Genomic DNA, 18,630 nt, shown 5'->3' on the forward strand with positions numbered 1-18,630 from the left:
CGACGACGATGAGGACGACGGACAGGACCGTACGGCCACGCCCGGAGCGGACGTCGTCGTGGCTGGGCTCGACGCTCGAGGACAGCGCCTGCAGCGGCGTGACCGTGAGCACCCGGCGCGACCCCACGCCGAACGCGCCCCACGTGGCGAGGACGACGGCGGCGATCGGCAGCACGAGCTGCCACGGCAGCATCGTGTAGCTGGTGTCGGGCAGGAAGCCGTTGCCGCGGAGGATCACCACGAACAACGCGGTGAGGCCGGTGCCCGCGACGGCACCGATGAGGCCCCCGAGGACTCCCACGACCAGACCGGTCCGGGTGATCCGTCCGCGCAGCGACGCCCCGGTGGCGCCCACCAGGCGCTGCAGCGCGATGATCCGGGTCTGGCCGGCGATGAGCGTCGCACAGGTGTTCGCGGTGACGATCGCGCCGACGTAGAGGGCGACGCCGAGGGCCAACCACCCGATGACGGAGAGGATCGCCTCGACGGATCGCAGTTCGGCGAAGCCGGTGGCCGACAGCGCCTCGGTCACGATCCCGGGGGCGATGACGAGGGCCGAGCCGAACGTGGTACCGAGTGCCGCGACCAGGACGGTCGGGGCGAAGGCGCGGACGCCGTTCATGCTGCTGCCTCCATCCCGAGCATCGTGGCGGAGATCTCAGCGGGGTCCATCGCGGGGCGGTCGGCGACGACGCGTCCGTCCGCGAGGAACAGGATGCGGTCGGCGTTGGCCGCGGCGATCGGGTCGTGGGTCACCATGACCACGCTCTGCCCCCAGTCGTTCACGGCCCCGCGCAGGATCTGCAGCACGTCACGACCGGTCCGCGAGTCGAGCGCACCGGTCGGTTCGTCCGCCACGACGACGGCCGGCCTGGAGGCCAGGGCACGGGCGATCGCCACGCGCTGCTGCTGCCCGCCGGACAGCTGGTGCGGACGGTGCGTCAGACGGTTGCCCAGCCCGAGCATCCCGACGAGCTGGTCGATCCAGGCGGACTCCTCGCGCGAGGGCTTGTGGCCGCCGAGCAGGAACGGCAGCCGGATGTTCTCGCTGACGTCGAGCGTCGGCACCAGGTTGAACGACTGGAAGACGAACCCGAGTCGGCGGCGCCGGAGTTCGGTGAGGTCCTTGTCGCCCAGCCCGGTGATGTCGACGCCGTCGATCGTGATCCGGCCGTCCGTCACCGCATCCAGTCCGGCAGCGACGTGCATGAGGGTCGACTTGCCCGAACCCGACGGCCCCATCACGGCGGTGAACTCCCCCGCGCCGATGTCGACGCTGACGTCGTCGAGCGCCGTCACCCTGCGGGCGCCGTCGCCGTAGTGCTTGGACACGTGGTCGAGTCGGATGATCGGTGCGTGGCTGGTGGTCATGGAACCACCATGGCGTCCGGGAGGCACGCCCCGCGTCGGTCGGTCGGCTCCTGTGGATGATCCGCTCGGCTTGCTTCCCTGTGGGGAAGTCATCCGAGCGGATGACGGTCAGTCTGCTTTCGTGACCAGGCCGTGCTCGTGCGCGAAGACCACGAGCCGCACCCGGTCGCGCAGCTCGAGCTTCGTGAGCACCCGCGAGATGTGGGTCTTCACGGTCGCCTCGCTGACGTACTCGTGCTGCGCGATCTCGCTGTTGCTGAACCCCCGCGCGGCGAGGTCGAAGATCTCGCGCTCCCGCGGGGTGAGGTCGGCGAAGGCGGCCGGCACGTTCGCCGCCTGCTGCGTCGTGTCGTCGTAGCGCCGGAGGAGCTCCCGCGTGGCCGATGCCGCGAACACCGCGGTGCCGGCGTGGACGGTGCGGATGGCCGCGAGCAGGAACTCCGGGTCGGCGTCCTTCAGCACGAAGCCGCTCGCCCCGGCCCGGATGGCCTTCGCTGCCGCCTCGTCGAAGTCGAACGTGGTCAGGACCAGGACCTTCGCGCCGTCCGCGCCGCTGTCCTCCACGATCTTCGACGTGGCGGTGATGCCGTCCATCACCGGCATCCGGACGTCCATGAGCACGACGTCCGGTCGGCCGCGACGGACGAGTTCCACGCCCTCGGCGCCGTCCCCCGCCTCGCCGACGAACCGCAGGTCGGGCTGGGAGTCGATGAGCATCCGGATGCCGGTGCGGAAGAGCGCCTGGTCGTCGACGAGTGCGACGCGGATCGGAGTGTCGTTCATCGGGCGGGTCGCTCCTGGGGCGTCGAGGTGAGTGGTGGTCCGGTGCGGGGTGCTGTGGTGGAGGGTGCTGCGGCGGAGGGCGCCGGGGTCGGGGATGCGGTGGTGGTCGTGCCCGTCGGGACGAGTCCGCGTGGCATCTGGCCGCTGGCGGGCACGGCCGGCATCCGGACGGAGACCGCGAAGTCGTCGCCGCGTGCCCCGGCCGTCATCGTGCCGCCGGTCATGGCGGCACGCTCGCGCATGCCGACCAGGCCGTGGCCGGTGCCGGGACCGCGGGTGCCGTCGTCCGCGCGGCGGTTCACGACGCTGATCTCGACGGTGTCGGGGCGGTAGGTGAGGGCGGCGTGCACGGGCGTGCCGGGCTCGCCGTGCTTCCACGCGTTCGTCAGGCTCTCCTGCACGATCCGGTACACGGCGAGCTGCGTGGCCGTCGGCAGGCCGGCGGGATCGCCCTCGCGCTCGACCCGGACGTCGAGCCCGACGTCGCGCATCTCGCGCACGAGCCGGTCGATGTCGTCGAGGTCCGGGGTCGGTGCGGTGCCCTGCTCGTGGCGGAGTGCGCCGAGGAGCTCCCGGACGTCACCGAGCGCACGACGGGCGGTCGTCGAGATCGTGCCGAGGGCCTCGTCGGCGATCGCGGGGTCCGCCTTCAGCGCGTACCGTGCCCCGTCTGCCTGGGCGATCACGACCGCCAGGGAGTGGGCGACGATGTCGTGCATGTCCCGGGCGATGCGGACGCGCTCCTGCTCGACGGCGACGGCGCGGTCGGCGCGGGCGGCGTCGCGCTCGGCGAGGAGCTGGGCCTCGCGGCTCATGCTCGCGGACCGCCGGGTCCGGCCGATCACGCCGGCGAGCCACGGCAGGAGCAGGAGCAGGAGCACGACGGCGAAGTACGTGACCGCGACCCGGAAGGACTCCTCCTGCGGGGTCGTCGCGGTGACGATGTCCCGCCGGTGGGAGTAGTCCTCGAGGCCGAAGTAGAGGGCGGCGACGACCGGGCCGATGATCGCCGAGACCAGCCCGGCGATGCGGACGCGCCGACTGCCGTACCGACTGGTCGTGTAGACGACACCCGAGATGAACACGTTCGCGATGCCGGGGGTCTGCGGGGCGATCAGCTCGAACAGGGCGACGACCCACGCGGCGGTCAGCGCCAGCCCCGGTGAGAGGCGGCGGAGCGCCAGCGCTACCGTGAGCCCGGCGAGGGTGACGTACTCGAGCGGCGTGTCCATGCCGCCGGCGGTGGTGACGAGCACGAGCGCACCGAGCACGACGGCGATGACGACGTCGGTGGTGATCTGCACGCGCAGCATGGGACGGAACACCACCCCACGGTACGTCGCGGAGACCGAGCGCGCGTCCGTCCCGCGGATGACCCGGGACGGCGAGCCGCGGCGGGTCACGAGCAGCGGGTCAGAAGCCGAGCCGCCCGAGCTGCTTCGGGTCGCGCTGCCACTCCTTCGCGACCTTCACCCGGATGTTCAGGTACACGTGCCGACCGCCGAGCAGCGACTCGATCTCGACGCGGGCACGGGAGCCGACGTCCTTCAGACGCTCGCCCTTGTGCCCGATGACGATCGCCTTCTGGCTGTCGCGCTCCACGAAGAGGTTCGCGAAGATGCGCAGCGGACCGTCGGCGTCGTCGTCCTCGTCCGGTTCGACGATGTCCTCGATGACGACGGCGAGCGAGTGCGGCAGTTCGTCGCGGACACCCTCGAGCGCTGCTTCGCGGATGAGCTCACCGATGCGCTCCTCGTCGGTCTCCTCGGTGACGGTCGACGCGTCGTACAGCTGCGGGGACTCGGGCAGGAGCTTCGTGATCTCCTCGAGCAGGACCTCGAGCTGCAGCCCCTTCGTGCCGGACGTCGGGATGATCGAGTCCCACTCGCGGAGCTTCGACACCGCCAGCAGTTGCGCGCCGACGGCGTCCTTCGAGGTGCGGTCGATCTTCGTCACGATCGCGACCTTCTTGGCGCGCGGGTACTGGTCGAGCGTGTCGTTGATGAACTTGTCGCCGGGCCCGATCGGCTCGTTCGCCGGGACGCAGAACCCGATCACGTCGACGTCGCCGAGGGTGGACTGCACGAGGTCGTTGAGCCGTTCGCCGAGCAGGGTGCGCGGACGGTGCACACCCGGGGTGTCGACGATGATGACCTGCCCGTTCGGCCGGTGTACCACGCCGCGGATGGCCCGGCGGGTGGTCTGCGGCTTCGAGGACGTGATGGCGACCTTCTCGCCGACGAGCGCGTTCGTCAGCGTCGACTTGCCGACGTTCGGACGACCGACGAAGGAGACGAAGCCGGCGCGGTAGGGCTCGCCGGTGGTGGGGGTGGTGTCGGTCATGCGTGCGGGGTTCCCGTCGTGGTGGGTGTCGCGTCGTCGAAGGCGTCCTCGACGCCGGCGAGTTCCGGGGTGCGCTCGGCGAGCACGGTGATGAGGTGGCGGCGCTTGCCCTCGACCCGGTCGGCGGTGAGCACCAGGCCGGACACGGTGACGGTGTCGCCGCGGACGGCCAGGTGTCCGAGTTCCTTGGTGAGCAGACCGCCGGCGGTGTCGACGTCGTCGTCATCGAGCTCGATGCCGAACAGGTCGCCGAGCTCGTCGATGGGCAGGCGTGCCGAGATGCGCCAGGTGCCGGGTTCGACCTCGACCCGGTCGACCACGGCGCGGTCGTACTCGTCGGAGATGTCCCCGACGAGCTCCTCGATGAGGTCCTCCATCGTGACGAGCCCGGCGACGCCGCCGTACTCGTCGACGACGAGCACGAGGTGGTTCTTCGCGACCTGCATGTGGCGGAGGGTGTCGTCGGCCGCCTTCGACTCCGGCACGAACTCGGCCGGTCGCAGGATGGTGGTGACGCGCTGCGCCCCGGACCCCGGACGCTCGTACAGCGCGCGGGAGACGTCGCGCAGGTACAGCACACCGAGCACGTCGTCGCTGTCCTTGCCCGTGACCGGCATGCGGGACACCCCGGCGGCGAGGAACTGCTCCATCGCGGCGCCCAGGGTGTCCGAGCCGTCCACGGTGGTCATGTCGGTGCGCGGCACCATGACCTCACGCACCAGGGTGTCGCTGAACTCGAACACCGAGTGGATGAGCTCGCGGTCGTCCTGCTCGAGGACGTTGCTCTCGGTGGCCTCGTCGACGAGCGAGAGCAGCTGCTCCTCGCTCGACACCGTGGACGCGCTCCGCCCACGACCCGGTGTGACCCGGTCGCCGATCGCGACGAGCAGCCCGGCGAGCGGACCCAGCACGATGCGGATGCCCCGGACGATGCCCCCGGTCGACCCGATCAGCCGCTCGGCGTGGGCGCGCCCGACGCTCCGGGGGCTCGACCCCACCAGCACGAACGAGACCGCGGTCATGATCGCCGCGGCGACGATCAGCGCGACCCACCAGGTGTCGAACACCATGACGAGCGCGATGGTGACGAGCACGGCCGCGGCGGTCTCGGCGAGCACGCGGAAGAAGTTGAGGGCGTTGACGTGCGCCCCGACGTCATCGCCGATCGCCTCGATCGCACGGCGGTGCTTGCTCCCGCGGGCGATCTCGTCGAGGTCGGCGCGGGACACCACCGAGAGCGCGGCGTCGGTGGCGGCGAGCAGGCCGCCCAGGACGACGAGCACGAACGCCACCGCGAGCAGCCCGGTGACGAGCAGCATCAGGTCACCGTCCTCGGCGCTGGGCGGCGAAGGCGGTGAGGATCTCACCCTGCAGACCGAACATCTCGGCCTTCTCCTCCGGCTCGGCGTGGTCGAACCCGAGCAGGTGGAGGATCCCGTGGCAGGTGAGGAGGAGCATCTCGTCGGTGCTCGAGTGCCCGGCGGTCTTCGCCTGCTCCTCGGCCACCTGGGGGCAGAGCACGATGTCGCCGAGCAGCCCGGCGGGCGTCGGCTCGTCCTCGGTGCCCGGACGGAGTTCGTCCATCGGGAAGCTCAGCACGTCGGTGGGGCCGGGCTCGTCCATCCACCGCACGTGCAGCTGCTCCATCGCCCCCTCGTCCACCAGCACGATGGCGAGCTCCGCGTCGGCGTGGACGTGCAGCGCGTCGAGCGCGAAGGCGGCGAGGCGCTGGATGGCTGCCTCGTCGACCTCGACACCGGACTCGTTGTTGAGCTCGATGCTCACCGGTTGCCTCCTCGGGCGTCGTTCTGGGGGTACGGGGAGCCCTGGCGGTCCTGCGGCGGACGCCCCCGTCGCTCGGCGCGGTTCGCACCGGCGGGGTCGCCGACGGGCGCGGTGCCGCGGCCGCCGGGGCGGTGACCGGACTGCTCGGCGAGGCGCTCCTCGTCGTAGACGGTGTAGGCGTCGACGATGCGGCCGACGAGCGTGTGGCGGACGACGTCCTCGCTGCCGAGCCGGGCGAAGTGGATGTCGTCGACCTGGTCGAGGATGCGCGTCACGAGCCGGAGGCCGGACAGGTTGCCCGGCAGGTCGACCTGGGTGATGTCACCCGTGACCACCATCTTCGACCCGAACCCGAGCCGGGTCAGGAACATCTTCATCTGCTCGGGCGTGGTGTTCTGCGCCTCGTCGAGGATCACGAACGAGTCGTTGAGCGTCCGACCGCGCATGTACGCGAGCGGTGCCACCTCGACCGTGCCCGCCGCCAGGAGCTTCGGGACCAGCTCGGGGTCCATCATCTCGTTGAGCGCGTCGTACAGCGGGCGCAGGTACGGGTCGATCTTGTCGGTCAGCGTACCGGGCAGGAACCCGAGCCGCTCGCCCGCCTCGACCGCGGGGCGCGTCAGGATGATGCGGCTCACCTCGCGCCGCTGCAGTGCCTGCACGGCCTTCGCCATCGCCAGGTACGTCTTGCCGGTACCGGCGGGGCCAATGCCGAACGTGATGGTGTGCTCGTCGATGGCGTCGACGTAGGCGCGCTGCCCGTCGGTCTTCGGGCGCACGGACTTGCCGCGGCTCGACACGATCGGGGTGCCGAACGTGTCCGACGGCTTGCGGTCCTCGTCGAGGAGCCGCGCGGAGACGGGGATGTCCGACGGGCCGATGTCCTGCCCGCGCTTGACCATGCCGACGAGCTCGTCGACGAGGGCGTGGGCACGGGTGACGTCCCGCTCGGGTCCGGACAGCGAGACCTCGTTGCCGCGGACGAGCACCCGAACACCGGGGTACTGCCGTTCGACGGTCTTGAGCAGTCGGTCCTGGGGTCCGAGCAGCTGCACCATCGCGATGCCGTCGACCTGGATCTCGACGGTGATGTCCGTCGGCTCGGTCGGGGAGGGTGCTGGTTCGTTAGCCGGCAATGTTGCCTTCCTGCAGGTCACCTGCGAGTACGTGCGCGTGCACGTGGAACACGGTCTGACCGGCGGCTTCGCCGGTGTTGAAGACGAGACGGAACTGGCCGCCGGCACGCTCGTCGGCGATGCGCTGGGCGGTGGCGACCACGTGGGCGAGCAGGTCCGGGTCGCCTGCGGCGAGCTCGGCGACGTTCGCGTACTGCTGGGTCTTGGGGACGACGAGCACGTGGACGGGGGCCTTCGGCGCGATGTCCTCGATCGCGATCACGCGGTCGTCCTCGGCGACGACGGTCGCCGGGATCTCGCGCGCGATGATCTTCGTGAAGACGCTGGGCGTGCTGGTGCTCATGGCTCCATCGTAGAACGCGGGGCTGACGCCCCGCCTTCCCGATCCGGCTACCAGCGTCCGAGCCGCGTCTGGAGGACTGCCAACGCGGCCGGTCCGGCGGTCGAGGTCCGCAGCACGGTGTCACCCAGACGGACCCGCACCGCCCCGGCGTCGACCAGCCGGTCGAACTCGGAACCGTCGATCCCGCCCTCCGGCCCGACGACCAGGACGATCTCGTCGACACCGGCGGGTGGTTCCCAGGCGGAGAGCCGCACGTCGCCGACCGGGTCGAGCACCAGGACCGCGCGCCGAGCACCAGCAGCAGCACCGTCACCGGCGAGACCGGCCAGTCCCGCCGTGGTCACCGGCGCCTCGACCACGGGGACCCGCGACCGGATCGCCTGCTTGGACGCCTCGTGCGCGATCGCGTCCCAGCGAGCTCGGCCCTTCTCGACCTTCGCGCCGTCCCACCGCGAGACGCTGCGCGCGGCCGACCACGGCACGATGCGGTCGACGCCGATCTCGGTCGCCGCCTGCACCGCCATCTCGTCACGGCCGCCCTTCGCCAGCGCCTGCACCAGCGTGAGCGACGGACGCTGCTTCGGGGCGAACTCGACCGCGGCCACGAGGACCTCGAGCGTGTCGCGCCCCAGCGTGGACACCGCGCCGGTCACCACGGTGCCGCGACCGTCCGAGAGGCGCAGGGTCTCCCCCACGCGGACCCGGGCCACGGCGACCGCGTGCCGACCCTCTGCCCCGTCGAGGGGGACCGAGTCGCCGACCGCGACGCCGTCGAGCGACCCGACGAGGTAGAGCGACGCCATCAGAAGTTGAAGAAGCGGTCGCGGAGCTTGCCGAACATGCCCTGTTGGAACCGGGCGAGCTGCGGCTTCGCGGCCTTGTGCGACTTCGCGAGCTGCTCGACGAGCTGGCGTTCCTTGTGCGAGAGCTTCATCGGCGTCACGACCTGCACGCCGACCCGGAGGTCGCCACGCCCGTTGCCGCGCAGCTTCGTGATCCCGCGGTCCTTGATGACGAGCACGTCGGCGCTCTGCACGCCGGGTCGGAGCTCGAGCTGGACCGGACCGTCGAGCCCGTCGATCGTCGTCGTGGTGCCGAGGATCGCGTCGGTCATCTGGACCTCGAGCGTGGCGAGGAGGTCGTCGCCCTCTCTGCTGAAGACGTCGTGGTGGCGCACCCGGATCTCGAGGTAGAGGTCGCCCGACGGGCCCCCCGCCGGCCCGACCTCGCCCTGACCGGGCATCTGCAGCCGCAGCCCCGAGTCGACACCCGCGGGCACGTCGACCGGCACGGTGCGACGGGCGCGGACACGGCCCTGGCCCTGGCAGGTGGGGCACGGGTTCGGGATGACGGTGCCGTAGCCGCGGCAGGTGCCGCAGGGCGCGCTCGTCACGACGTTGCCGAGGAGCGAGCGGACCTGGCGCTGGATGTGCCCGGTGCCGCCGCAGATGTCGCAGGTCTGCGGGTGGGTGCCGGGGGCCGCGCACGAACCGCCGCACGTCTCGCAGAGCACGGCCGTGTCGACCTCGACGTCCTTGTGGGTGCCGAAGACGACCTCGTCGAGGTCGACCTCGATCCGGAGGAGGGCGTCCTGCCCGCGCTCGGCCCGGCTGCGCGGGCCGTTGCCTCGGCCGCCGCCGGCGCCGCCGCCGAAGAACGCGTCGAAGATGTCGCTGAAGCCGCCGGCGCCGCCGCCGAACGGGCTGTCCGCCTGGGGCCCCGCGTCGTAGCGTCGGCGCTGCTCGGGGTCGCTCAGCACGTCGTACGCGTGCGTCACGTCCTTGAAGCGTTCGGCGGCGTCCGGGCTCGGGTTCACGTCCGGGTGCAGTTCGCGCGCCAGTCGGCGGTACGCCTTCTTGATGTCGGCATCGGAGGCGTCCGGCTGGACGCCGAGGACGTCGTAGTGGTCTGCCACGTATCCCTCAGTCGGTTCGGTTCGGTGCGGCGGTCGCCGCTGATCAGGTGGTTGCTGGTGGGCCGGGAGGCGCGGATCGCCTCAGCGGGTCGCCCCGCGTCCGGCGTGCGATCGGCTCAGTTCGGCCCGGTCAATGTTCGCCCAGGAGTTTGGACAGGTACCGTGCGACGGCACGGACGGCGGCCATGTTCGTGCCGTAGTCCATGCGTGTGGGTCCGAGGACGCCGAGGCGGGCGACCTCGCCACGGGCGAGGTACCCGCCGGCCACGATGCTCGTCGCGTCGAGCCCGTACTCGGCGTTCTCGACGCCGATCCGGGCCGCGACCGCGACGTCGTCCACCTGCATCTCGCCGAACAGGCGGAGCAGGGTGACCTGTTCCTCGATCGCCTCGAGCACGGGGAAGAGCCCACCGGAGAAGTCCTGCTCGCTCTTCGCAAGGTTGGCGGCGCCGGCCATGACCAGGCGGTCCTGCCGGTTGGCGGCGACCTGCTCGATCACCGTCGCCACGACGACCCCGGCGAGCGGCTGGGCGTCCGGCCGGATCTGCTGCGGCACCGCGCGGAGCGCCGTCGCGACGTCCTGCAGCAGGAGCCCGACGGTCGCACCGTTCACGACGGCGCGGAGTTCGGTGAGCCCGGCTTCGTCGAGCATGACGTCGGTCTCGACGACGCGCTGCTCGACCCGGGCGGTGTCGGTGATGAGGACGACCATCAGGCGGTCGTCGCCGAGGCGCACGAGCTCGATGTGCTGCACCCGGGCGCGCACCATCGAGGGGTACTGCACCAGGGCGACCTGGTTGGTGAGCTGGCTGAGGAGCCGGACGGTGCGACCGAGGACCTCGTCGAGGTCGTTCGGCGCACCGAGGAAGGTCTCGATCGCGTGGCGCTGGGCGCTGGTCAGCGGGCGGGCGCCGGCGAGGTGGTCGACGAACACCCGGTAGCCCTTGTCGGTCGGGACCCGGCCGGAGGAGGTGTGCGGAGCGGCGATGAGCTGCTCGTCCTCGAGCTGGGCCATGTCGTTGCGGATCGTCGCGGCGCTGACCCCGAAGGCGTGCCGCTCGACGATCGTCTTCGACCCCACCGGCTCGCGCGAGGCGACGTAGTCCCGCACGATGGCCTTGAGGACCTCGAGGGAGCGTTCGCTGACCACCCGGACCCCTTCCACTCGTTCTGGCACTCGGACGTGTCGACTGCTGATCCTACGCCCGACCACCGACGGACCGGGACTTCTCCACAGCCTGCCGATACGCTTCCGCCATGAGCTACGGACAGCAGCCCGGCGGACCCTACGGACAGCAGCCCGGACAGCCCGGAGGACCGGGCTGGACCGGCGGGCCCGGTGGCCCCCAGAACCCCGGTGGCCCGCAGTACCCCGGGGGCTACACGCCGCCGCAGCCGATGTCCCCGGAGGACCAGCGCCTCTGGGCCACCCTCACCCACATCGGCGGCATCTTCTTCAACTTCATCGCACCGCTCATCGCGTACCTCGTGCTCCGCGACCGCGGCGGGTTCATCCGCGAGCACACCCGCGTCGCGCTGAACTTCCACATCACGATGGCGATCGCGTACGTCGTCGCCGGGATCCTGACGATCGTGCTGATCGGCGCCATCCTGATCCCGGTCATCGGCGTCGTCACGATCATCTTCGGGATCATGGCCGCCGTCGCCGCGAACCGGGGCGAGTTCTACCGCTACCCGCTCTCGATCGAGTTCGTCAAGCCGTAACGGCGACGCCCGCTCAGTCGAGCAGCTCGCGGACCACCGCGTCCGCGAGCAGGCGGCCCTGCAGCGTCAGGTCGATGCGTCCCCGCACCGCGGCCGACCCGTCCACGAGACCACGTGCGATGAGGCCGGCGACGCGACCACGGGCCTCCCGGTCCAGCTCCGACGTCGCGAGCTCCCCGCGGACCCGCGCCGCGAGCAGCACGCGCTCGACGTACCGGGTCTCGTCGTCGAGGGTCTCGCGACCGGCGGCCGGCGACTCCCCCGATAGCACCCGGTTCGCGTACGCGGCCGGGTGCTTCACGTTCCACCAGCGGGTGCCGGCGACCGCGGAGTGCGCGCCCGGACCGACGCCCCACCAGTCGTGACCCTTCCAGTAGGACAGGTTGTGCCGGCTGGTGTGCTCCGCACCGCGGGCCCAGTTCGAGACCTCGTACCAGGAGTACCCGGCGTCGCCGAGCACCTGGTCGGCGAGCTCGTACATGTCGGCGGCCAGGTCGTCGTCCGGCGCCGGCAGCTCGCCGCGGGCGACCATGCGGCCCATCGCGGTGCCGTCCTCGACGATGAGCGAGTACGCCGACACGTGGTCGGGCTCGCAGGCGATCGCGGCGTCGAGCGAGGTGCGCCAGTCGGCGAGGGACTCCCCCGGCGTCGAGTAGATGAGGTCGAGCGAGACGTCGAGCCCCTGCTGCTTCGCGAGGTCGACCACGACCGGCACGCGGAGTGGGTCGTGCGTCCGGTCGAGCGTCGCGAGCACGTGCGGCACGGCCGACTGCATGCCGTAGCTGATCCGGTTGAAACCGCCTGCCCGCAGGGTCTCGAGTGACGCGGCGTCCACCGAGTCCGGGTTCGCCTCGGTCGTGACCTCGGCACCGGGCAGGATGCCCCAGGTGTCGTCGATCGCCCGGAGGATCATCACCAGGTCGGACGCCGGCAGCATCGTCGGGGTACCGCCACCGAAGAACACCGTGGACACCGGACGCCGCGGGACCCCCGAGCGGTCGAGGACCTGGGCGGCCCACTCGATCTCGCGCACCGCGTGCCCGGCGTAGTCGTCGCGACGGACGCCACGGAGCTCGGACGCCGTGTAGGTGTTGAAGTCGCAGTACCCGCAGCGCACCCGGCAGAACGGCACGTGGACGTACACGCCGAACGGGACCTCGCCGGCTCCGGAGGCCGGGGTGATCAGGCCGTCCGCGGGGGCGGGATCGGCGATCGGGAGAGCACTCGGCATGGACTCCATTGTCCGCCATGATGGAGGCATGGAGCACCACCCCGTCCCCACCACGGTGCTGTGGGACATCGACGGCACCCTCGTGATGAACGCCTCGTCGCCGGGCAACCTCTACCACCTCGCGCTCGAGCGGGCGGTGGGCCGCGACCTCGTCCTGCGCGTCGGACACCAGCACGGCCGGACCGACGCCGGCCTCATCGCGGAGCACGTCCGCGCGCACCAGTTCGACGACGCCCTCATCCCCACGGTCACCCGGCACCTGCGCGACCTCACCGAGGAACGCCACCGCTCCGGCGACCATCGCAGCCCCGCTCCGGGCAGCATCGCCCTGGTCGCACGCTTCGCCGAGCTCGGCTGGCGGAACGGACTGCTCACCGGCAACTCCGAGTACCGCGCCCGGGTCAAGCTCGAGGGCGCCGGCTTCGACCCCGACGCGTTCGACTGGGACCACTCGTTCTTCGGTGACGCCGAGGTCGAGCGCACCGGGGTCACCGCCCGGGCAGCATCGGCGTTGGCCGGGACCCGTGCCGTGATCGTCGGGGACACCCCGCGCGACGGCGAGGCCGCTGACGCCGTCGGCATCCCGTTCCTGGCGGTCGCGACCGGGGTCTACGACGTCGAGTCGCTGCGGGCCACCGGTGCCGTGACGATCGCGCGGAACTGCATCGACGACGCGCACCTCATCGAGGACGCCATCGCCGCCCTGCCGCCGCTGCGGCCCGTCGTGTGACGCGGGGCTGACGCGCGCCTAGTCGCCGCGGAGCGCGGCCAGGTACTTCTCCGCCATGACCTTCTGCTGACGACGGAGCAGCGGGGCGACGAACTGCCACCGCCGGCTCGACGGCTGCGAGAACTGCCGGATCTGCAGCCACACCGAGCCGTCCGGCGTGCGCTCGACCACGAACGACTCCTCGCCCGAGAGCGGGTGCCCCTCGAGGGTGCCGTACGCGAAGCCCTTGCGGTCGTTCTCGTCGATGATCGACACGACCCGCACCGGCGCGTGCACCGTCCGTCCGAACGCGTGCATCGTCAGCGTCGCACTCGTCCCCGCCGTCACGAGGGGCGTGCCGTCCGGCGCGAACTTCTCGACGCGGGGCGTCCCGATCGAGGCGGGTGCGATCGGCACGCCGGCCTCGTCGAAGGTCACCGGGTTGTAGCGGACCTCGTCGTCGTCCGGCTGCTCCTCGACCTGCACACCCATGCCGCTGCGCTGCTGGATCTGCCACGTCAGGGCCTGCGTCACCGCGGTCTCGAACCGCTGGTCGCCGTGACCGATGCGGGCCCGGGACTCGGAGGGGGTGAACCCCTCCGGCGGGTACGTCATGAGGTCCGGCGCCTGGGTCGCGCCCACGGCTCCGTACGTCAGGGCGGTCCGGTAGCTCCCGCGGGTACTCATGCACGCAATCGTACCGGGGCGGTTCACCCGAGGACGAACCAGCGCGGGCCGCCCGGGGCCCACCTGCGCAGTGCGCCGTCCGGTTTCCGCACGAGCCCCGAACTGGAGGCCCGACACCCGCCCGCCACACCCCTATCGTTGGGCCGTGCCCCGCTCCACCCCCGCCCGCCCCCGGTCCGTCGACCGTACGACGGCCGCGTTCGCCGTGCTGACGCTCGCGGCGTTCGGGCTCGCCGCGAGCGCGCGCGCCGCCGTCGAGTGGGCGACGGCCGGCCTCCAGAGTCCAGCACGGTACGTGTCAGCACCACCGAGCGACTGGGACGTGTTCGACACCGCGAACGCCATCGCCGCGTTCGGCGCGTGCAGCGCGGGAGCGGGCGTGCTGCTGTTCGGCGCGACCCTCGTGCTGGCGGTGCGGCGACACAGCGCACGCACGCTGCCCACCGTGCTCGGGATCGGCACGCTGGCGATGGTGATCGGCGCCGTGGTGGCGGGGTTCGCCGCAGCGGCGCAGCCGGACTACGACGCGGCCGCCGGACTGGTCATCCTGCGGACCGCACTGGCGGGACTGGCGGCCGCGAGCCTCCCGGCCCTCGCACTGGCCGCCTACCGGACCCGCGCCGCGCGCACGTGCTGATGCGCACGTCCTGACGGGCATGCACGCCGCAACGCGAATGCGACAGTTCGCCGTGGTGTTCTCGCGGCGAACTGTCGCTTTCGGACGGACGACCTGACGGGCCCGACGCGTCAGCGGCGACCTACTTCTTCTTCTCTTCCACGTCCCCGGAGAGCGCGGCGATGAAGGCTTCCTGCGGGACCTCGACGCGACCCACCATCTTCATGCGCTTCTTGCCCTCCTTCTGCTTCTCGAGCAGCTTGCGCTTGCGGGTGATGTCACCGCCGTAGCACTTCGCGAGGACGTCCTTGCGCATCGCCCGGATGCTCTCGCGGGCGATGATGCGGGCGCCGATGGCAGCCTGGATCGGCACCTCGAACTGCTGGCGCGGGATGAGCTTGCGGAGCCGCTCGGTCATGAGCGTGCCGTACGCGTACGCCTTGTCGCGGTGCACGATCGCGCTGAACGCGTCGACCTGCTCGCCCTGCAGCAGGATGTCGACCTTCACGAGGTCGGCCGCCTGGTCGCCGGTGGGCTCGTAGTCGAGCGACGCGTAGCCCTGCGTCTTGCTCTTCAGCTGGTCGAAGAAGTCGAACACGATCTCGCCGAGGGGCATCTCGTAGCGGATCTCGACGCGGTCCTCGCCGAGGTACTCCATGCCGAGCAGCGACCCGCGCCGCGACTGGCAGAGCTCCATGATCGCGCCGACGTAGTCCTTCGGCGCGAGGATCGCCGCGCGCACCATCGGCTCGCGCACCTCGACGATGCGGCCGCCGGGGAACTCGGACGGGTTCGTGACCTCGGTCGTGGTGTTGTCCTCGTTGGTGACCTCGTAGATCACGCTCGGCGCGGTGGTGATGAGGTCGAGGCCGAACTCGCGGCTGAGACGCTCGGTGATGATCTCGAGGTGCAGCAGGCCGAGGAAGCCGCAGCGGAAGCCGAAGCCGAGCGCGACCGAGGTCTCGGGTTCGTACACGAGCGCGGCGTCGGACAGCTTGAGCTTGTCGAGCGCTTCGCGGAGGTCCGGGTAGTCCGAGCCGTCGATCGGGTACAGGCCTGAGAACACCATCGGCTTCGGGTCGGTGTAGCCGGGCAGCGCTTCGGTCGCGGGCTTCTGCGCCGTGGTGACCGTGTCGCCGACCTTCGACTGCCGGACGTCCTTCACGCCGGTGATGAGGTAGCCGACCTCGCCGACAGACAGACCCTTCGTGGGCTTCGGCTCCGGCGACGACACCCCGATCTCGAGGATCTCGTGCGTCGACTTGGTCGACATCATCTGGACCTTCTCGCGCGGGTGGATCGTGCCGTCGATCATGCGCACGTAGGTCACCACACCGCGGTAGCTGTCGTAGACCGAGTCGAAGATCATCGCGCGGGGCGACGCGTCGACGTCGCCGACCGGGTTCGGCACGGTGCGGACGACACGGTCGAGGAGCTCCGGCACGCCGACACCGGTCTTGCCCGAGACGCGCAGGACGTCCTCCGGCTTGCCGCCGATGAGCTGCGCGAGCTCGGCCGCGTACTTGTCCGGATCAGCCGCGGGCAGGTCGATTTTGTTGAGCACCGGGATGATCTCGAGGTCGTTCTCGAGCGCCAGGTACAGGTTCGCGAGCGTCTGGGCCTCGATGCCCTGGGCGGCGTCGACGAGCAGGATCGCGCCCTCGCACGCGGCCAGGCTGCGCGAGACCTCGTACGAGAAGTCGACGTGACCGGGCGTGTCGATCATGTTGAGCGCGAAGGTCTTGCCGTCGAGCTCCCACGGCATCCGCACCGCCTGCGACTTGATCGTGATGCCGCGCTCGCGCTCGATGTCCATGCGGTCGAGGTACTGCGCACGCATAGCGCGGTCCTCGACGATGCCGGTGATCTGCAGCATGCGGTCGGCCAGCGTCGACTTGCCGTGGTCGATGTGCGCGATGATGCAGAAGTTGCGGATCGACTCGGCCGGAGTCGCGGCGGGCTCGAGCGGGGTGGCTGCTTGTGGGCTCACGGTTCCTCAGGTGGGTCGGACGGTCGGACGATTCTCCCACGGTTGCGCGGCGGCGGCGCGCAGGCCGCGCGCGACCTGTGGATCGCACCCGCCGGTCTAGGCCCTGGGGAGGACGGACTGGAGGCGCGGTGCCGGCCCGCCCCGCGCCTCCAGTCAGTCAGACGGTCGCGCCGACGGGCGCGGGCAACGCACCCAGGCCCCGCCGGAGGTCCGAAGGGGTCGCCGCGAGGCTCACGCGGATCCAGCCCTCGCCGGTGCGGCCGAAGGCGCTGCCGGGCGCCACCGCCACCCGCTCGCGCTGCAGGAAGGCGAGCGCCCACTCGGCGACGTCGCCCTGCGACGCGTGCGACACGTCGATCCAGAGGTAGAAGGCGCCACGGGGGTCGAGGTAGCGGATGCCGGCGGCGTCGAGGACCTCCTTCGCGATGCCGAGGTTCGCGCGGTAGTGCTCCCGCGCGTCCTGCACCGCGGAGTGGTCCCCCACGATCGCCGCGAGGGCGGCCCACTGGTCCGGCTCGGCGACGCAGCTGATCATCGCCTCCTGCGTGGTCCGCATCGTCGCGCCGAGGCCCTTCGGCGTCACCAGGTACCCGACCCGGACCCCGGTCATCGCGTACGTCTTGCTCAGCGAGAACGCGGTGAACACCCGGTCGTCCTCGTCGAGGCTCGCCAGGCTGACGTGCCGGGTGCCGTAGGTGAAGTACTCGTAGACCTCGTCACTGATCACCCAGAGGTCGTGACGCTTCGCGAGGGCGAGCAGGTCGCGGAGGGTCTGCTCGCCGAACACCGCGCCGAGCGGGTTCGACGGGGAGTTCACCACGAGGGCCCGGGTCCGCTCGGTGATGCTCGCCTCGAGTGCCCGGAGGTCCGGCTCGAACCCGTGCTGCGGTTCCAGCCGGTACGGCACCGGGGTGGCGCCGAGGATGTGGGCGTTCATCGTGAAGGTCGTGTAGCCGGGGTCCGGCACGAGGACCTCGTCGCCCGGGGACAGCACGAGGGTCATCGCCTGGAAGAGGGCCTGCGTCGCGCCGATGGTCAGCCAGACCTGTTCGACGTCGACCTCCATGCGGTTCTCGCGGCGGAGCTTCTCGCGGATCGCTTCCCGGAGCGGGGCGATGCCGCCGTTCGGGGTGTAGTCGGTGCGGTCCTCGGACCAGGCGCGGCGGGCGGCCTCGCCGATGTGCGGGGCGACGGGGACGTCGGGTTCGCCGATGACGAGCATGGCGACGTCGGGGGTGCCGTCTGGGGTGCCGGGGGTGCCGTCGGGGCTGCTGGCTTTGGGGCCGCTGCCGTTCGCGTCCGTCTGGCGGAGCAGTGCCGCTTGCTCGAAGACCCGTCGGATGCCGGAGGCGGGCACGGTCTCGATCCGCGGTGCGAGGGATGGCATGCTCGTCACGGTAGCGAACGCGTGTTGCGGTGCCGTTTCGGCGCGGCGGTGCTTTGGCTGACGGGCCTCGGGCTGGTAACGTGGCTTGCTGGACTTCCGCGTTCCCCGCCCACGGGTGGAACGCGATGCGACCAAGGGCCCCTCTACCCAGCGGTCGCGACCACCCGTAGAGACGACAAGGAGCAACACACATGGCGAACATCAAGTCGCAGATGAAGCGGATCAAGACCAACCTCAAGGCCCAGGAGCGCAACAAGGCGTACCGGTCCGAGCTCAAGACGGTCATCCGTCACACGAACGAGGCCGTCGTCTCCGGCGACAAGGACAAGGCCGTCGCGGCCCTGACCCTCGCCTCGAAGAAGCTCGACAAGGCCGTGAGCAAGGGCGTCATCCACAAGAACCAGGCCGCGAACCGCAAGTCGGCCATCGCGAAGAAGGTCTCGGCGCTCTGATCTCCTGAGTGCTGCACGAAGGCCCCGCACCGTTTCGGTGCGGGGCCTTCGTCGTTGTGGGGGCGGGCTCGCTGCGCGGGCGTCTTCGGTGGTCGCGGCGCCGAGATCGCACTTTGTGCCGCTCTCGAACGGCGCCTGCGGCACGAAGTGCAACCTC

The 18,630-nt window shown here is 71.1% G+C and carries 20 protein-coding genes; 4 read left to right on the plus strand and 16 right to left on the minus strand.

Going from position 1 to position 18,630, the window contains the following annotated elements; genetic code table 11:
• The 12 genes from BIU96_RS12805 to hrcA all read right to left on the minus strand — a co-directional run.
• Positions 1 to 622, minus strand: a 622-nt coding sequence (locus BIU96_RS12805; protein ID WP_139200026.1) for an FtsX-like permease family protein, incomplete at its 3' end; no start/stop codon positions are given.
• Positions 619 to 1,371 (minus strand): ABC transporter ATP-binding protein, encoded by a 753-nt coding sequence (locus tag BIU96_RS12810; protein ID WP_071293007.1) that lies wholly within the window; start codon positions 1,369 to 1,371, stop codon positions 619 to 621. The genes BIU96_RS12805 and BIU96_RS12810, both read right to left, overlap by 4 nt.
• A gap of 108 nt (positions 1,372 to 1,479) precedes the next feature.
• A complete protein-coding gene (locus BIU96_RS12815; protein ID WP_071293008.1) occupies positions 1,480 to 2,154 on the minus strand; it encodes a response regulator transcription factor in 675 nt (224 codons plus the stop codon).
• Complete coding sequence (locus tag BIU96_RS12820; RefSeq protein WP_217642266.1) at positions 2,151 to 3,479, minus strand: sensor histidine kinase; 1,329 nt, start codon at positions 3,477 to 3,479, stop codon at positions 2,151 to 2,153. Before BIU96_RS12820 ends, BIU96_RS12815 begins: the two co-directional genes overlap by 4 nt.
• A gap of 88 nt (positions 3,480 to 3,567) precedes the next feature.
• Entirely contained in the window at positions 3,568 to 4,497 is a 930-nt protein-coding gene (gene era / locus BIU96_RS12825) for a GTPase Era (RefSeq protein WP_071293010.1), read from the minus strand.
• Complete coding sequence (locus BIU96_RS12830) at positions 4,494 to 5,816, minus strand: hemolysin family protein (RefSeq protein ID WP_071293011.1); 1,323 nt, start codon at positions 5,814 to 5,816, stop codon at positions 4,494 to 4,496. The genes era and BIU96_RS12830 overlap by 4 nt, the downstream gene beginning before the upstream one ends.
• A 4-nt stretch (positions 5,817 to 5,820) precedes the next feature.
• The gene (gene ybeY, locus BIU96_RS12835) at positions 5,821 to 6,282 is read right to left on the minus strand and encodes an rRNA maturation RNase YbeY (protein WP_022907665.1); all 462 of its coding nucleotides are present in this window, start codon (positions 6,280 to 6,282) and stop codon (positions 5,821 to 5,823) included.
• Entirely contained in the window at positions 6,279 to 7,340 is a 1,062-nt protein-coding gene (locus BIU96_RS12840) for a PhoH family protein (RefSeq protein ID WP_254786142.1), read from the minus strand. Before BIU96_RS12840 ends, ybeY begins: the two co-directional genes overlap by 4 nt.
• Before the next feature lie 67 nt (positions 7,341 to 7,407).
• The gene (locus BIU96_RS12845; protein WP_071293013.1) at positions 7,408 to 7,761 is read right to left on the minus strand and encodes a histidine triad nucleotide-binding protein; all 354 of its coding nucleotides are present in this window, start codon (positions 7,759 to 7,761) and stop codon (positions 7,408 to 7,410) included.
• 47 nt (positions 7,762 to 7,808) lie between these two features.
• Positions 7,809 to 8,564, minus strand: a complete 756-nt coding sequence (locus BIU96_RS12850; protein ID WP_071293014.1) for a 16S rRNA (uracil(1498)-N(3))-methyltransferase — start codon at positions 8,562 to 8,564, stop codon at positions 7,809 to 7,811.
• Complete coding sequence (gene dnaJ / locus BIU96_RS12855; protein WP_071293015.1) at positions 8,564 to 9,676, minus strand: molecular chaperone DnaJ; 1,113 nt, start codon at positions 9,674 to 9,676, stop codon at positions 8,564 to 8,566. The genes BIU96_RS12850 and dnaJ overlap by 1 nt, the downstream gene beginning before the upstream one ends.
• Positions 9,677 to 9,806: 130 nt before the next feature.
• Positions 9,807 to 10,826 carry a heat-inducible transcriptional repressor HrcA gene (hrcA, locus tag BIU96_RS12860; RefSeq protein WP_071293016.1) on the minus strand — a complete coding sequence of 340 codons (1,020 nt, stop codon included), beginning with the start codon at positions 10,824 to 10,826 and terminating at the stop codon, positions 9,807 to 9,809.
• Between the two features lie 107 nt (positions 10,827 to 10,933).
• Here hrcA and BIU96_RS12865 point away from each other — a divergent pair, with 107 nt between their 5' ends.
• A complete protein-coding gene (locus BIU96_RS12865; RefSeq protein WP_254786141.1) occupies positions 10,934 to 11,401 on the plus strand; it encodes a DUF4870 domain-containing protein in 468 nt (155 codons plus the stop codon).
• Positions 11,402 to 11,414: 13 nt separating this feature from the next.
• Here the strand turns inward: BIU96_RS12865 and hemW are convergent, their stop codons facing one another.
• Positions 11,415 to 12,632: a radical SAM family heme chaperone HemW gene (gene hemW, locus BIU96_RS12870; protein ID WP_071293017.1), complete on the minus strand. Its 1,218-nt coding sequence runs from the start codon at positions 12,630 to 12,632 to the stop codon at positions 11,415 to 11,417.
• A gap of 28 nt (positions 12,633 to 12,660) precedes the next feature.
• Between hemW and BIU96_RS12875 the strand changes: the two genes are divergently transcribed.
• Positions 12,661 to 13,362: an HAD family hydrolase gene (locus BIU96_RS12875; protein ID WP_071293018.1), complete on the plus strand. Its 702-nt coding sequence runs from the start codon at positions 12,661 to 12,663 to the stop codon at positions 13,360 to 13,362.
• An 18-nt stretch (positions 13,363 to 13,380) separates the two neighbouring features.
• Here BIU96_RS12875 and BIU96_RS12880 read toward each other — a convergent pair whose 3' ends face one another.
• On the minus strand, positions 13,381 to 14,028 hold the full coding sequence (locus BIU96_RS12880; RefSeq protein WP_071293019.1) for a DUF1990 family protein: 648 nt from the start codon (positions 14,026 to 14,028) through the stop codon (positions 13,381 to 13,383).
• Positions 14,029 to 14,173: 145 nt separating this feature from the next.
• Here BIU96_RS12880 and BIU96_RS12885 point away from each other — a divergent pair, with 145 nt between their 5' ends.
• Positions 14,174 to 14,665 carry a hypothetical protein gene (locus BIU96_RS12885; protein WP_071293020.1) on the plus strand — a complete coding sequence of 164 codons (492 nt, stop codon included), beginning with the start codon at positions 14,174 to 14,176 and terminating at the stop codon, positions 14,663 to 14,665.
• 121 nt (positions 14,666 to 14,786) lie between these two features.
• Here the strand turns inward: BIU96_RS12885 and lepA are convergent, their stop codons facing one another.
• Complete coding sequence (gene lepA, locus BIU96_RS12890; protein ID WP_071293021.1) at positions 14,787 to 16,634, minus strand: translation elongation factor 4; 1,848 nt, start codon at positions 16,632 to 16,634, stop codon at positions 14,787 to 14,789.
• 157 nt (positions 16,635 to 16,791) lie between these two features.
• Positions 16,792 to 18,021, minus strand: coding sequence for a pyridoxal phosphate-dependent aminotransferase (locus BIU96_RS12895; RefSeq protein ID WP_071293022.1), 1,230 nt, complete (start codon positions 18,019 to 18,021; stop codon positions 16,792 to 16,794).
• 191 nt (positions 18,022 to 18,212) lie between these two features.
• Between BIU96_RS12895 and rpsT the strand changes: the two genes are divergently transcribed.
• Positions 18,213 to 18,473, plus strand: a complete 261-nt coding sequence (gene rpsT, locus BIU96_RS12900) for a 30S ribosomal protein S20 (RefSeq protein WP_071293023.1) — start codon at positions 18,213 to 18,215, stop codon at positions 18,471 to 18,473.
• The last annotated feature ends 157 nt before the right edge of the window (positions 18,474 to 18,630 follow it).

Origin of the sequence: Curtobacterium sp. MCBA15_008, from assembly GCF_001865065.1 — a bacterium.
Lineage (GTDB): Bacteria > Actinomycetota > Actinomycetes > Actinomycetales > Microbacteriaceae > Curtobacterium.